Below are 14,391 nucleotides of genomic sequence, written 5' to 3' on the forward strand. Positions count from 1 at the left end.
TTACAGGCTCTGCCCCCGCAGCAGCTTCGGCAGGTCGCCCACCCCGCCGCCGGCTTCGTGCATGAAGAACCGCCTGGCCGGCGCGATGCGGTTGACCACCGCCAGGCCCGCCCCGCGCGCGACGCGCAGCAGCGGATTGTCGTTCGAGAAGATCCGCACGAAGGCGTCGAAGGCCAGGGCGTTGGTGACGGTGTCGAACCGCCGCCAGCGGGCGTAGCGCTCCAGCACCGCCTCGGCGCCGATGTCCTCGCCGTTGCGCACGGCCTCGACCAGCACCTCGGCCAGCGCCGCGGCGTCCTTCAGACCCAGGTTCAGTCCCTGCCCCGCGATCGGGTGCACGCCGTGGGCCGCGTCGCCGATCAGGGCCAGGCGCGGGGCGGTCATCCGCTCGGCCAGCAGCAGCGACAACGGATAGACGAAGGTCGGCCCCTCGACGGTCACCGCGCCCAGGAAGTCGCCGAACCGCCGCATCAGGTGGGCGTGGAAAATCTCGGGCGAGGCGTTGCGCAGGGCCTCGCCGCGCGCGGTGCTCTCGGTCCAGACCAGGCTGGCGCGGTTGCCCGTCAGCGGCAGGATGGCGAACGGGCCGCTGGGCAGGAAATATTCGTGGGCCACCCCCTCGTGAGGCCTTTCCATCCGCACGGTGGCGACGACGCCGCTCTGGCCGTAGCCCCAGGCGATCTCGCCGATGCCGGCCGACCGGCGCAGGACCGAACCACGGCCCTCGGCGCTGACCGCCAGCGGGGCCGACAGCACCCGGCCGTCCGACAGGGTCAGCTTCGCGGCGCCGGCGTCGACCGCCAGGGCCTTGGCCGCCATCGGGGCGATGACGGGGATGGCCTTGTCGATCACCGCCTGGGACAGCGCCGCGCGGATCTGGCGATTCTCGATCAGATAGCCCAGCGGCTCGCCGTCGATGCGGCCGGAGATCTCGCTGCTGTCGAACCGCAGGAAGGCCGGCGAGGCCTTGCGGGCCGCGGCGCCCGGCGTGCGGCCGTCGGTGACCAGGATCTGCTCTATGCGCTGGGCGTGGGGCGCGAGCGCCTCGCCCGCCCCGATCGCGCGCCACTGGCGGAACGAGGAATAGGCGATGGCCGAGCTGCGCCCGTCGAAGGCGGGGGCCAGCTGGGCCTCGAACGGCTGGGGGTCGACCAGGAGCGGCCGGAGGCCGCCCGACGCCAGGGCCAGAGCCAGGGTGGAGCCGGCCATGCCGGCGCCGGCGATGATCACGTCGGCATCGTGAGCGGAAGCGCGCATGGCGGGATATGGGCGCGTGCGGCCGAGGCTGTCCAGACCGCGCGGCTACTTAGCGGTCGCGTAGGGCGTCTGGGCGTCCGGACGCACCAGGCCGCGCGTGGCGTCGCCCACGCCGATCAGCACGAACTGCACCGCCAGGGCGCAGAGGATCAGGCCCAGGACCCGCACCACGATGCTCATGCCGATGCGGCCCAGGATCCGGCTGATCAGCGGCGCGGCCCAGAACACCGCCACCATCACCAGCGACACCGCCGAGATCACCGCCACGCCCAGGCCCAGGCCCGCCCAGCCGAACGGCTTGGCCTCGGCGGCGTAGATGATGACGGTCGAGATCGCGCCCGGACCGATCAGCAAGGGCATGGCGAACGGCACGATCAGGCGCTCGAAGCGCTTGCGGGCGTAGACCCGCGCCGACTGGCCCTCGACGCCCTCGGCCGCGTCGGCGAACATGGTGGTGAAGTCGTCGCGCAGCATGTCCAGCCCGAGAATGAACAGGATGACGCCGCCGGCGATCCGGAACGCCGGCATCGAGATGCCGAAGAACGCTAGCAGACCCACGCCCGTGAAGAAGAAGAAGATCAGGAACGCCGCGACGAACAGGCCGATATAGACGGCCACCATCCGCCGCCCCGCGGCGGCCGCGCCCAGGGTGGCGGCGGCGAACAAGGGCACGTTGCCGATCGGGTCGATCAGGGCGAACAACGCGACGAAGAAGTTGACGGCGAGTTTGGCCTCGGTCATTCGACGTCCTTACCTTTATCAAAGCGCCCGGTTCTCGTCCTGTCCTAGGGCGAACGCTCCCGCGCGCCAACCCCTGGGGGCAAGACATGACCGCCGATCCGCGCCTGATCGTTCCGCTGGACCTGCCCACCGTCGACGACGCCCGCGACATGGTCGAGCGCCTTGGCGACGCGGTGTCGTTCTACAAGATCGGCCTGGAGCTGCTGGCCAGCGACGGCATGACCCTGGCCCGCGACCTCAAGGCTTCGGGCAAGTCGATCTTCCTCGATTGGAAGCTGCACGACATCGGCGCGACCGTCGAGCGCTCGGCCCGCGTCCTGGCCCAGAGCGGCTGCGACCTGCTGACCGTCCACGCCGAGCCGCAGGTGATGAACGCGGCCGTCAAGGCGCGCGGCGACTCCTCGCTGAAGATCCTGGCGGTGACGGTGCTGACCAGCCTGACCGACGCCGACCTGATCGAGATGGGCTACGCCTTCGGGGCCCGCGACCTGGTCGAGCGCCGCGTGCGCCAGGCCATCGAATGCGGCGTCGACGGCATCGTCTCCAGCCCGCACGAAGCCGCCCTGGCCCGCGAGATCGCCAAGGAGGCCGGGCGCCCGGACTTCCTGATCGTCACCCCCGGCGTGCGCCCCTTCTGGTCGGCCAAGAACGACCAGGCCCGCGCCGCCACCCCCGAGGCCGCCATCCGCGCCGGCGCCAGCCACCTGGTCTGCGGCCGTCCGATCACCGCGGCCAACGACCCGCGCGAAGCGGCGCTGAAGGTGGTCGCGGAGATCGCGGGGCTGTAGATGCTCCCCCGCGATGCGGGGGAGCTGTCGCGGAGCGACTGAGGGGGCAAACGCGGCCTCGATCCAGTTAGCCCCCTCCGGCCCTTTGGGCCACCTCCCCCGCATCGCGGGGGAGGATCATTTCACCACCAGCGCCACGCCGCGGGCCCGGGGATCCGCCTCCGGAACCGGCGTCCTGCCCACCACCTGGATCGCCTCCATGTCGCCGCTGAAGTCCTCGACCCACTTGTAGCCACGCGCCTCCAGCGCCGTCTTCAGGGCGGCGGAGGGCGGAGCGGACGGCTCGTAGAAGATCACATTCTCGGGCAGCAGCTGGTGGTGGAAGCGCGGCGCCTTCTGGGCGGCCTTCAGGGTCAGGCCGTGGTCATAGACATTGGCCAGCACCTGGAACACCCAGGTGAAGATCCGCGAGCCGCCGGGCGTGCCGATGACCATGGCCGGCTTGCCGTCCTTGACCAGGATCGTCGGGGTCATCGACGACAGGGGTCGCTTGTGGGGCGCGATCGCGTTGGCGGCCCCGCCGACCACGCCGAACATGTTGGGCGCGCCGGGCTTGGCCGAGAAGTCGTCCATCTCGTCGTTGAGGATGAAGCCCGCCCCCTCGACCACCACGCCCGACCCGAACCAGCCGTTCAGCGTGTAGGTGTTGGAGACGGCGTTGCCCCACTTGTCGACGATCGAATAGTGGGTGGTCTGCGGCTTCTCCAGGCCCGGGACCACCGCCTTGGTCGGCGAGGGCCTGTCCGGATCGACCTCGCGGGCGCGCCGGGCGACATAGGCGGGGTCGATCAGGTTGGACACCGGGACCTTCACGAAGTCGGGGTCGCCCAGATATTCCGCGCGGTCGGCGTAGACGCGCTTTTCGATCTCCGCCAGCAGGTGGACGTACTGGGGATCATTGAGGCCCACGCCCTTGAAGCTCGGGGCCAGGTCCTGCTTCATCAACAGCATTTGCATCAGCGCGATCCCGCCCGAGCTGGGCGGCGGGGCGGTGATGACGTCATAGCCGCGCCACTTGGCGGTCACCGGCGCGCGCCAGACGGCCTTGTAGCCGGCGAGGTCGGCCTTGGTGATCAGGCCCTTGACCGGACCGCGCCCCATCTGGGCGACGATCAGGTCGGCGGTCTCGCCCTCGTAGAACGCCTTGTCGCCGCCTCGGGCGATCCGCTCCAGGGTGGCGGCCAGGTCCGGCTGCTTGAACAGCGTCCCGGCCTTGTGCGAGCCGAAATAGGTCCGGAAGTTCGTGCCCTTGAACTGCGGCGGGACCTCGCCGGCCAGCATTCCGGAGAACCGGGCGTTCACCGTGAAGCCGTCGCGGGCGTAGCGGATGGCCGGGGCCAGGACCCGCGCCCAGGACAGCTTGCCGAACCGCTTGTGGGCCATGGCCAGACCCCGCACCGTGCCGGGCGTGCCGGACGCGAGATTGCCGTACAGGGACAGGCCTTCGACCGGTTCGCCATCCTTGCCCAGATACATGTCGGCCGAAGCCGCCGCCGGCGCCGTCTCCCGATAGTCGAGGAAGTAGGGCTTGCCGCCCACATACAGCGTCATGAACCCGCCGCCGCCCAGGTTGCCGGCCTCGGGATAGGTGACGGCCAGGGCGAAGCCGGTCGCCACCGCCGCGTCGACCGCGTTGCCGCCCGCCTTGAGGATCTCCTCCGCCGCCAGCGCCCCGTAGCGGTCCGGCGCGGCCACGGCCCCGGCGGCGAGCACGGCGACGGGCTTGGCGGGCTTGGCGAGCGCGGGCGGGGCCAGCAGCAGCAGGGCGATCGCGACGATCTTGGCGAGCAGGCGCAAGGGATGTCTCCGGCGATGATCAGGCCACGCTAGCCGATACCGTTCGGGGAACAATGGCCCTTAACTAGGTCTCCAGGTCCTCCGCCGGACGACGCCCGGCGTTCAGGCGCCGCGCCAGCAGGGCGCCGCCCACGAACAGCGCCCCGACGGCCAGGAACGAGGCCGCCCGCGTGACGCCTTCCAGCCGCGCCAGGTCGAACAGCACGACCTTGGCCGCCGTGAACAGCAGGGCCGCCAGGCCCGCCCACCGAAGGACGATGTCCTTGCGCGCCGCGCCCAGGCTGAGGACGGCCAGACCGAACACCGCCCAGAGCGCCGAAAAGGTCCAGGTCTCCAGGCCCTCGCCGCCCGTGGGCGCGCGCATGTCGGCGCCGTGGAAGGCGTAGCGGATCAGCAGGGTCAGCAGCACGAACAGGGTTCCGACCGCGCCGGCCAGGGCGGTCCGGTCGAACGGTCCGTCTCCGCGCCGCAGGCGGAGCATCGCCGCCGCGCCCAGGCCATAGAGGCCGAACAGCAGCAGCGCGGCGCCGACCGGCGCCAACGGTTCGACCATCGGTCCCCACCAGGGACTGGCGCGGACGCCGAACACCAGGCCGGCGATGATCAACGCCAGCCAGCCGAACACCGGCGCGATCCCCGCCAGCCAGGCCGTGCTGGAGCGTCCGGCCAGGCTGGGCGAGCGCAATTGATAGGCGGCGACCAGGGCGAGGACCGCATAGGTCGCGCCCTCGGCCCGGCCGATCGCCGCGGAGCCCATGGCGGCGCCGTGAAAGAGGTGGCGCAGCGCCAGCAGGGCCCACAGGAAAGCAAAGAGCGGGGCGGCCAGGACCCAGGTCTTCGTCCAGCGATCATCGGTCGGCCTACGCCGCCAGACGATGGCCGCCAGCAGACCCGCCGGCGCCAGATAGGACAGGATCAGGGTGTTCAGCACCGGCGGTCCCACGACCGGCTCGCCCGCGCCCCACCACGGGTTCCAGGCCAGGCCTTGCAGCAGAACGCCGTGCGCGACGCCCAGGCTGACCACGATCAGCGCGCGCCAGCGCGCGATCGGGCCCTCGTCGGGGCGCTGGCGCAGCACCAGCAGCAGACCCGTGCTCAGCAGCATCAGGGTTCGCAGCGAGGCTTCCAGCAGGCTGTCGACACCCCGGTCTCGCGGTCCCGACAGCACGACGTGCAGGGCCGCGAACAGCGCCAGCAGCACGATCAGCAGGCTGGTCGCGCTTTGGGCCTCGACCTCGTTGCGGACGCTCTCGCCGCCGCCCTTCCAGATCAGAGCGGAGGAGACCGCCAGCAGTCCGGCCGCCACGGCGCTGACGGCCAGCAGGGTCGCCAGCGGCAAGCGGCCGTCCAGGGTCGCGCCTATGACCTCCGGCCGCAGCATGGCGATGAAGGCGATCAGGCCGCCCACCACGCTGGCGGGGGCCAGGCCTCGCCAGGGCAGACGCCAGGCGGCGACGGCGAGGGCGAGCGCCGCCAGGCCGAAGGCGGCGGGCTCGAAGCGCGGCGCGACGGCGGCGTGCGCGGCCAGGAAGGCCATCTCGGCCGCCGCCGCCAGCCAAAGCGCCAGGCCTCGATCCGTCGAGGCCTGTTCCACCCGGCGCGCGATCAGGGCCGCCGCGCCGAACAGGGCCGCCGCCAGGATCGCGGCCGGCGCCCAGCCGAAGCCGATCTTCGCCGCATGCAGGATCGGCCAGGTCAGGCTGGCCAGGACGGCCACGCCGATGCCGCCGATGGCCAGGACGCGGGTGCGCTCCACGGCGGGCAGGCCCAGCGCCAGCCAGAGCGTGACCGCCGGGATCAGGGCGGTCAGAGCGTGCTGCCACGGCAGCTGCGCGGCGAAGGCGGGGGCGCGAACGGCGATGGCCATGGCCACGAGCTGGCAGAAGATCGCCATGCCGACGGGCAAGGCGAACAGGCCAGGCCGGATCATGTTGCGGCTCGCCATGACCGCCGCCAGGACGATCAGAAACCCCGACAGCAGGATGGCGGTCGGCAGGTGTCCCGTCCCGACCGGGGCCGAGAACCAGGGGCCGAACGACGCCAGGCTGACCAGCGCCAGCGCCAGGGCGGGCAAACCTCGGAAGTCGCTTCCAGCGGTGTCCCCCGCGTCGTCGCGACGGAAGCGGCGTCGCCACAGCGTCGCGGCGAACGGCCCGGCGGCGGCCAGGATCTGGATGATCACCGCCGGAAGGGTCTGGTGTTGGCCCACCGGGACCCCGCTGAGCAGCAGCAGGCCGATGATCGTGGCGGCGCCCGCCTTGCCCCAGCGGCGCAGCGCAGAGATCGAAAAGCCCGTCGCGCCGATCAGCGCCGCGTAAAGCGTCAAGGCCAGCGGCGACCAGCCGGGCAGGCCGGTGAAGGCCGGCGTCAGCACGGCGCCGACGATCGCCACAAGGGCCAGGGGCTCGCCGTGTCGCGGGGACAGGGCCAGCAGGCCCAGGGAGACGCCCGCGGCCAGGACGGCGGCCACGCCGAGCGGGATCAGGTGATACAGCCCGTGGGCCGCGCAGACGGCGCCGTAAAGGGTGACCGCCCCGGCCCCGGCCGAGACGGCGGCGGCCAGCAGGTGGCGACCGCCGGCGATCGACGGCCTCTGGCGCAGGATCCACTCGCTGGCCCCCAGCATCGCCGCGCCCAGGATGACGGCCAGGGCGATGCGGAGCTCGGGAACGAACAGTCCGCGCTGCGCGGCATAGGCCACCAGCAGCAGACCGCCCAGCGCCAGCCCGCCGCCGCCGATCCAGGCCAGGCCGTTCTCCGACAGCCAGGTCGACACCGACTCGCGGTTGATCGCCGGTGGCGGCGGAACGCGAGGGCGCGGCGGCGAGGGCGAAGCGAAAGCCGGTTCCGGCGCGCGCGCGGCCGCCGCGGGCTCGGGGACGTAGACCGGGACGGGGTCCGGCGCGAGCTCGGGCGGGCGCGCCGCGATCGGCTCGGCGATCACCGCGCTTTCCGGGAACGGCGGGGCGAGCTCGGGGGCCATGCGTCGCGGCGCGTCGGCCGCGTCCAGCCGTCGCTCGAGCTTCCGGATCTTCTGGCCCTGTCGATAGACCCAGACTCCCAGAGCCAGGATCACCAGCCATTCCATGTCGTGCGTCCCGTCCGGCGAATTTCAGCGGCCCCGCCTTGGTATGCGAGGATGGCGCGCAATGAAACCTTAAGTCGCAGGCCGCGCCGTCATCCCAGCTCCAGCGCTCGCAGCACCGCGAACTGGTCGTAATAGGGCCGCTCGCAGACGATCTTGTCGCTGCCCGGCGCGAACTCGAAGCTGGCGGCCATGCGGATGCGGAAGGCCTTGCCGGTCGGTTCGACCGTGCGCCCGGGGATCTTCAGCGGTCCCAGATGGGTGCCGGTCAGCCAGAACTCGACCAGCACCGTGTCGCCGGCGTGCGCGATGGCGATGATCTCGTTGCCCTGGTCGGGGAACGGCGTGCGCGAGGCGGCGAAATAGCCGCGTACGGCGGCCTCGCCGTCGAACACCGCGCCGCCGCCGTGCATCTCGTAGCGCGGATGCTCGAAGGTGGCGATCACCCCGTCCCAGTCATGGACGCACTCCAGCGCCATGTGGTCGCGCACCACCTGGATGCGGCGTTCGGCAAGGTCTTCCAAGACTTTCGCTCCCTTTGTTTCGGAGGAGCCTGCCAGCCTCAGAAGTCGACCGCCACGCCCTTCTTCTCCCAGTCGCCGAAACGGGTCGGCTCGGGGCCTTCGCGACCGCCCTTTTCCGGCGGCAGGGCGGCGGCGTGTTCGGCGGCGCGGCGCTCGGCGGCCTCCTCCAGCGCGCGGCGGGCGGCGGGGCTCAGAGCCTTGCCCGGCGCGGCGCCGGGGACGTCCGAGGGGGCGATTTCAGGCGATGGGGACGCGTCAACGGGCTCTGACATGGGCGGATTCTAGCATTTTTCGTCCGCATCGCCGCGCGATTTTTCCGCAAGACGCTTGCGCTCGCCCTCGCCTTTGGGGCACGGCGAGACGGTGACTCAAGAACTGAACGACGGCCTCCCCGCCCGGGAAGCCGCCCTGAACCTTATCGACGCGGCCCTCTCGCGCCGCGGCGGCATCGACGAAGCCGCCTCCGCCAACGGTTTCCGCTTCCTGGAGCCGCGTGAGCGAGCCTTCGCGCGCGCCCTGGCCATGGCCGTGCTGCGCCACCTCGGCCCCATCGACCGCGCCCTGGCCGCCAAGCTGCAGAAGGCGCCGCCGGACCGGGTTATGCATCTGCTGCGCCTCGGCGCGGCCCAGGCCTTCTATCTGGAGGTCCCGGCCTTCGCCGCCGTGGCCACCTCGGTCGAGCTGGCCGGGGCCAACAAGACCAGCCGCCCGTTCAAGGGCCTGGTCAACGCCGTTTTGCGCGGCCTGCTGCGCGACGGCGAGCCGGCCAAGGACCCGATCCTGCTGGCCCCGCCCTGGCTCTATTCGCGCTGGGTGGCCGCGTTCGGCGAGGCCACGGCCCGCGAGATCGCCGCCCAGATCGCCATCGAGCCGGCCACCGACCTGTCCCTGAAGCCCTCCGCCGACGCGGCCGCCCTGGCCGAGGCGCTGGAGGCCGAGCTCCTGGACGGCGGGACCCTGCGCGTGCGCCGCAAGGGCGATGTCGCCGCCTGGCCGGGTTTCGACGACGGGACCTGGTGGGTGCAGGACGCCGCCGCCGCCGTTCCCGCTCGCCTGCTGGACGTCAAGGCCGGCGACCGCGTGCTCGACCTCTGCGCCGCGCCCGGCGGCAAGACCCTGCAGCTGGCCGCGGCCGGAGCAAGCGTCGTGGCCCTGGACCGCTCGGCCGCGAGGCTCAAGCGCGTGGCCGAGAACCTGGAGCGGATGGGCCTGACCGCCGAGATCGTCGCCGCCGACGCGGCCGCCTGGGCGGACGACAGAACCTTCGACGCCATCCTGCTGGACGCCCCGTGCAGCGCAACCGGCACGTTCCGCCGCCATCCGGACGTGCTGTGGGCCGCCCGCCCCGGCGACGTCGCCAGCCTGGCCGGCGTGCAGGCGAAGATTCTCGACAGCGCCGCCGACCGCCTCGCGCCCGGCGGGCGCCTGGTCTACACCGTCTGCTCGCTGGAGCCGGAGGAGGGCGAGGCCCAGGTCGAGGCCTTCCTGGCGCGCCGCCAGGACATGGTTCTGGAGCCAATCCAGCCCGGCGAGGGCGGCTCCCCGGAGGCCAGCCTGACCGCGCGCGGGACCCTGCGCCTGCTGCCGCATCACCGCGACGGCGGCCAGGACGGCTTCTTCGCCGCAAGGTTCAGGAAGCTCTAGGGCTGACAGGACGGCGCGACGCGGTTATCCCAGGACCATGACCGCGCCGCTGATCGCCCCCTCCATCCTCGCCTCCGACTTCGCCAAGCTGGGCGAGGAAGTCGCCGCCATCGAGGCGGCCGGCGCCGACTGGGTGCATGTCGACGTGATGGACGGCCACTTCGTGCCCAACATCACGCTGGGCCCCGACATCGTCAAAGCCATCCGGCCGCACGCGACGATCCCGTTCGACGTCCACCTGATGATCAGCCCGGCGGACCCTTATCTTGAAGCCTTCCGCGCCGCTGGCGCGGACCTGATCAGCATCCACCCGGAAGCCGGCCCGCACCTGCACCGCTCCCTGAAGCGCATCCGCGAGCTGGGGGCCAAGGCCGGCGTGGTGTTCAACCCGTCGACCGGCCTCGACCACGTCGAGTGGATCCTGGAGGACGTCGATCTCCTCCTCGTCATGTCGGTCAATCCCGGCTTCGGCGGCCAGAGCTTCATTCCCGGCCAGCTGCGCAAGGTCGAGGCGCTGCGCAAGCTGGTGGACAAGGCCGGCCTGGACGTCATCATCGAGGTCGACGGCGGCGTCACCCCGGTCACCGCCCCGCAATGCGTCGCGGCGGGGGCCACCGCCCTGGTCGCCGGCTCGGCGGTGTTCAAGGGCGGCCCCGGCGCCTATGCCGACAACATCCGCGCGCTGAAGGGCGGCTGACCCCAGACCATGGCCGTCAAGCGTTCCGCCAGCGGCTTGAAGTTCCCCGCCTCTTCACGCGGCGGCGGCGTCCTGTGGAAAGCCGTCGGCGCGGAGCTAGCCAGCCATGTCGCCCGCGAGTGGTACGGCTCGGGCCCGCATCGCCTGCTGATCGCCTTCCCGCGCCCCGAGGGCCTGGCCGCCCGACCGCACGACCCGCGCCCGGTCGATCCCGAGCATGGCCGCAAGATTCTGACCGGCGCCCTGGCCCTGGACGGGGGCGCCCTGCGCCTGGCCCTCGACGGCGACCCGTTCGACACCGCCAGCCCCTCGCGCCGTTTCGCCGTCAGCCTGCACCGCTTCGATTGGCTGCCGGACCTGGCCGCCGTCGGCTCGGACGGCGCCCGCCGGTCCCTGCGCCTGATCGACGACTGGCGCCGCGTGTTCGGCAAGTGGAACGCCTTCTCGTGGTCGCCCGAGTGCCTGGAGCGCCGGGTCTTCCACCTGGCCTGCGCCGCCAAGACCCTGGCCGCCGAGGGCAGCGACGCCGAGATCGCCGACCTGACCCGCGACCTGGCCCGCCAGGCCCGCCACCTAGTCGAGTTGAACAGCGCCCCCGAACGGGCCCTGGAGCGCGCCGCCGTCGCCACCGTCGCCGGCTGCGTCCTGGCCGGCAAGTCCGGCGAGCGGCTGATCGACAAGGGCCTCAAGGCCCTGTCCCGCCACCTCGACCGCATGGTGCTGGCCGACGGCGGCCACGCCACGCGCTCGCCCGAGGCCGGGGTCGAGCTGCTGTTCGACCTGCTGACCCTGGACGACGCCCTGGGCCAGCGCGGCCGGCCCAGCCCCGAGGCCCTGTCCCGCGCCATCGACCGCCTGTCGACCGCCACGCGGTTCTTCACCCTGGGCGACGGCCATCTGGCGGCCTTCCACGGCGGCGAGGCGATCGCGCCCGCCCGCATCGCCGCCGCCCTGGCCCATGACGACGCCGGCCCGCGCCCGCTGAACGCCGCGCCACACAGCGGCTATCACCGGATGGTGGGGGGCAGCATCGAGCTGATCGCCGACTGCGGCCCGCCCCCGGCCGGACCCTTGAGCGTCGCGGCCTGCGCCCAGCCGGCCGCCGTCGAGATCGTCTGCGCCAAGGACCGCCTGATCACCAGCTGCGGCTGGAGCCCCGAGGCCGCCGGCGCCAACGCCTTCCGTCTTTCCGACGCGGCCTCCACCGTCTCGGTCGGCGACGGCTCGGCCGGCCGGCCGCTGTCGGGCTTCCGCGCCCGCGCGCTCGGCCCCTGGCTGGTCGACGGCGCCAGGCAGGTCGAGGCCAAGCGCCACGACGACGTCGGCGGGGTGTGGCTGGACATCGTCCATGACGGCTGGCGCCATGTGGGCCTGCAACACGCCCGCCGCCTGTTCCTCGACGCGGTCAATGACGAGCTGCGCGGCGAGGACAGCCTGACCCCCTTCGCCGCCGCCCCCGGCGCGGCGGATGGCCCGCGCCGCTACCTGCCGTTCGCGGTGCGCTTCCACCTGCACCCCGAGGCCCGCGCCTCGATCGCCCGCGACGGCAAGAGCGTGCTGATCCGGGGCCCCAGCAACATCGGCTGGTGGCTGCGCAACGACGCCGTCGACGTCGAGATCGCCCCCACCGCCCACTTCGACCACGGCCTGGCCCGCAAGGCCGGCCAGATCGTGCTGAAGAGCCAGGTGCGCCCGGAAGTCGGGGCCAAGATCCGCTGGAAACTGACCCGGGCGGAGGGCTAGGGCCGATGGGCTTCGAGCGTCGGCCGCCGCTGGATCCGGGTCGGGCGCGGCAGGCGCCGGAGTACACGGCCGACGAGGTGTCCGAGGTTATCGCCGCCCTGACGGCGGACGCGCCGGAGGTCCTGGCCGTGCTGGAACGGGAGGCGCTTGTGCCCGGGAGCGTGGCGTCGGGGGACTATGACGACGCCTACGACCGGATGCTGACGTACCTGTTCGAGCGGGGGTACGTGCACACGCATATCGAGATGGCGATGGTGTTTCGGGCGGTGCGGGAGCGGGTTGGGGGTTAACAGAGCCAGGAGGGAGGGAGCAAAGATTGCATAAGTTGACACAATCGCGGAGGTGTCAGATCTCCAACCAACGTCGCAAAAATATTCTTCTTCAGAGCGGCATATGAGCAAAAAATTTCAAGTCTTCGTGTCCTCGACTTATCAAGATTTAATTGATGAGCGGCAAGATACAATTAAATCAGTCCTAGATCTTGGACATATACCGTCCGGCATGGAGGCTTTTCATGCTGTAGATTTCGAACAATTTACCTATATCAAAAAGATAATCGACGAGTGCGACTATTATGTTTTGATTATAGGTGGTCGATATGGCTCAATGAATGATGATGGCACAAGTTATACGGAACTTGAGTATGACTATGCAGTCTCAACTGGAAAGACAGTTTTGGCCTTCCTGCATAGCGACCCATCCAGCTTGCCCACCAACAAATGCGATGCTGATCCGCACGCGCTCGCAAAATTGGAGGCCTTTAGAGGCAAGGTATCAACACGGAGACTAGTAAGCTTTTGGTCATCCCCGCACGATCTGAAAGCAACAGTCATTATATCGCTTTCGAAAGCCTTCAGCGAGCTACCTGGTACCGGCTGGATGAGAGCAGACACCGCTCCAAACGAAGAAATTCTTCGACAAATAAATCAGCTCAGGGGTGAGAATGAAAAACTAAAGGAAAAGATATCATCACAGTCTCCAAAAATAGAAATATCAAATTTGGCAGACCTTGATGATTCCTTTGAATTTCCATACACAGCTGTCTCCCGACTTGGAGAGTCTAAGTCCAGCGGAAAGTCCAGAAAGACCTGGCGAGAAATACTATCTATAACCGGCCCAAATTTGAGGACGATATCTTGGGCCTCGGAAATAAAATCGAGCCTTGAAAGCCATATAAAGAGAGCAAGAGGCTCGTACAGCGTATCAATAGATCCTGACTACGCAGCGAGAATTAGAACACAACTTGAGCTTCTGGGGTTGGTCAAATTCGCTTCTGGATCGAATAGCAAGACCGGCTATGCGGGTGAGACTGCAATTCTAACGGAACGGGGCCGATCTACCCTATCGGAAATATTGGCAGTCCGAAGATCTGATTAGTTCTAGGTTTCCGCCCCCCCGGGCAGAGCCCTCCTTAAATCTCTTGGAGGCTGCAGCGTGCAGGGCTGTCCAGGTCAGTCTAGGCTCGCCTCCGGCGACCGCGCGCGGCGACGCGGAGCGTCGGCCTTGAGTGACCTGGACAGCCCTGCGATCGTCTCGCCGTGAGATGTAAGGCGGGCGCTCTTCCGGGGCGGAAGGCGTCTTGGACGGGAAGAGGTCGCACGCCCCAGATGCTCCCCCGCGATGCGGGGGAGCTGTCGCGGAGCGACTGAGGGGGCTAGCGCGGCATGGGTCCAGCTGGCCCCCTCCGGCCCTCTGGGCCACCTCCCCCGCATCGCGGGGGAGGATCTATGGGGATTGGGCGCGCTCCATCCCCGGCGTTCGCGACATCGAACCCCACGAAATCAACAGCTTGTCGATTTTACGCGCCGCTGAATGATCCGCGTTGAATCCGCCGCGATACTCAATGCGTCCCCGTCGCGGGGGAGGGCGTTTGGATCCGGCCCAAAACGGCGGCGGGGGTAGGTTGAGCGGGGCCGCTGGCGGTTTCCGGCGCTGTCGTCAGGTCGTGCGGCTTACTCTTTAGGAGCGCGTACGGGTGACGGGATCGTTGGGATCAAACCCTCAGCGGATCGACAGGGCGGTGATCGTATAAACCGCCTATCGTGGATCGTCGGGGTCGAGACGGATGTAGCCGATCGACTTGGTCCGCGCCCGTCCGGGGGTAAACGGGGACCC

12 protein-coding genes are annotated in these 14,391 nt (G+C 70.0%); 6 read left to right on the plus strand and 6 right to left on the minus strand.

Annotation, left to right across the window (positions count from 1 at the left end; translation table 11 throughout):
- A complete protein-coding gene (locus tag EIK80_RS12210) occupies positions 1-1,257 on the minus strand; it encodes a UbiH/UbiF/VisC/COQ6 family ubiquinone biosynthesis hydroxylase (RefSeq protein WP_199743455.1) in 1,257 nt (418 codons plus the stop codon).
- 45 nt (positions 1,258-1,302) lie between these two features.
- Positions 1,303-1,998, minus strand: a complete 696-nt coding sequence (locus EIK80_RS12215; RefSeq protein ID WP_125157248.1) for a MarC family protein — start codon at positions 1,996-1,998, stop codon at positions 1,303-1,305.
- Positions 1,999-2,084: 86 nt separating this feature from the next.
- On the opposite strand from EIK80_RS12215, the gene pyrF reads away from it, so the two are divergent.
- Complete coding sequence (pyrF, locus tag EIK80_RS12220; RefSeq protein ID WP_125157249.1) at positions 2,085-2,786, plus strand: orotidine-5'-phosphate decarboxylase; 702 nt, start codon at positions 2,085-2,087, stop codon at positions 2,784-2,786.
- Between the two features lie 117 nt (positions 2,787-2,903).
- Here the strand turns inward: pyrF and ggt are convergent, their stop codons facing one another.
- From ggt to EIK80_RS12245, 4 genes are all read right to left on the minus strand, one after another.
- Entirely contained in the window at positions 2,904-4,583 is a 1,680-nt protein-coding gene (gene ggt, locus EIK80_RS12230; protein WP_125157250.1) for a gamma-glutamyltransferase, read from the minus strand.
- A 64-nt stretch (positions 4,584-4,647) separates the two neighbouring features.
- The gene (locus tag EIK80_RS12235; protein WP_125157251.1) at positions 4,648-7,671 is read right to left on the minus strand and encodes a DUF2339 domain-containing protein; all 3,024 of its coding nucleotides are present in this window, start codon (positions 7,669-7,671) and stop codon (positions 4,648-4,650) included.
- An 89-nt stretch (positions 7,672-7,760) separates the two neighbouring features.
- Positions 7,761-8,192 (minus strand): ester cyclase, encoded by a 432-nt coding sequence (locus EIK80_RS12240; protein WP_199743456.1) that lies wholly within the window; start codon positions 8,190-8,192, stop codon positions 7,761-7,763.
- A gap of 38 nt (positions 8,193-8,230) precedes the next feature.
- Positions 8,231-8,464 (minus strand): DUF1674 domain-containing protein, encoded by a 234-nt coding sequence (locus EIK80_RS12245; RefSeq protein ID WP_125157252.1) that lies wholly within the window; start codon positions 8,462-8,464, stop codon positions 8,231-8,233.
- Positions 8,465-8,555: 91 nt separating this feature from the next.
- Between EIK80_RS12245 and EIK80_RS12250 the strand changes: the two genes are divergently transcribed.
- The 5 genes from EIK80_RS12250 (at position 8,556) to EIK80_RS12270 (ending at position 13,653) form a co-directional block, all read left to right on the plus strand.
- The gene (locus EIK80_RS12250; RefSeq protein WP_125157253.1) at positions 8,556-9,836 is read left to right on the plus strand and encodes an RsmB/NOP family class I SAM-dependent RNA methyltransferase; all 1,281 of its coding nucleotides are present in this window, start codon (positions 8,556-8,558) and stop codon (positions 9,834-9,836) included.
- A gap of 37 nt (positions 9,837-9,873) precedes the next feature.
- Complete coding sequence (gene rpe, locus EIK80_RS12255) at positions 9,874-10,533, plus strand: ribulose-phosphate 3-epimerase (protein ID WP_125157254.1); 660 nt, start codon at positions 9,874-9,876, stop codon at positions 10,531-10,533.
- Positions 10,534-10,542: 9 nt separating this feature from the next.
- Entirely contained in the window at positions 10,543-12,276 is a 1,734-nt protein-coding gene (locus EIK80_RS12260) for a heparinase II/III family protein (RefSeq protein ID WP_125157255.1), read from the plus strand.
- A gap of 5 nt (positions 12,277-12,281) precedes the next feature.
- Entirely contained in the window at positions 12,282-12,566 is a 285-nt protein-coding gene (locus EIK80_RS12265) for a hypothetical protein (RefSeq protein ID WP_125157256.1), read from the plus strand.
- 103 nt (positions 12,567-12,669) lie between these two features.
- Entirely contained in the window at positions 12,670-13,653 is a 984-nt protein-coding gene (locus tag EIK80_RS12270) for a DUF4062 domain-containing protein (RefSeq protein ID WP_125157257.1), read from the plus strand.
- The last annotated feature ends 738 nt before the right edge of the window (positions 13,654-14,391 follow it).

Origin of the sequence: Caulobacter sp. 602-1 (assembly GCF_003931565.1) — a bacterium.
Classification (GTDB): domain Bacteria; phylum Pseudomonadota; class Alphaproteobacteria; order Caulobacterales; family Caulobacteraceae; genus Caulobacter.

Bases quoted from the DNA above. Each gene is read 5' to 3' on its own strand.
- EIK80_RS12210 (WP_199743455.1), bottom strand. From the start codon at position 1,257: ATGCGCGCTTCCGCTCACGATGCCGACGTGATCATCGCCGGCGCCGGC.
- EIK80_RS12215 (WP_125157248.1), bottom strand. From the start codon at position 1,998: ATGACCGAGGCCAAACTCGCCGTCAACTTCTTCGTCGCGTTGTTCGCC.
- pyrF (WP_125157249.1), top strand. From the start codon at position 2,085: ATGACCGCCGATCCGCGCCTGATCGTTCCGCTGGACCTGCCCACCGTC.
- EIK80_RS12235 (WP_125157251.1), bottom strand. From the start codon at position 7,671: ATGGAATGGCTGGTGATCCTGGCTCTGGGAGTCTGGGTCTATCGACAG.
- EIK80_RS12245 (WP_125157252.1), bottom strand. From the start codon at position 8,464: ATGTCAGAGCCCGTTGACGCGTCCCCATCGCCTGAAATCGCCCCCTCG.
- rpe (WP_125157254.1), top strand. From the start codon at position 9,874: ATGACCGCGCCGCTGATCGCCCCCTCCATCCTCGCCTCCGACTTCGCC.
- EIK80_RS12260 (WP_125157255.1), top strand. From the start codon at position 10,543: ATGGCCGTCAAGCGTTCCGCCAGCGGCTTGAAGTTCCCCGCCTCTTCA.
- EIK80_RS12265 (WP_125157256.1), top strand. From the start codon at position 12,282: ATGGGCTTCGAGCGTCGGCCGCCGCTGGATCCGGGTCGGGCGCGGCAG.
- EIK80_RS12270 (WP_125157257.1), top strand. From the start codon at position 12,670: ATGAGCAAAAAATTTCAAGTCTTCGTGTCCTCGACTTATCAAGATTTA.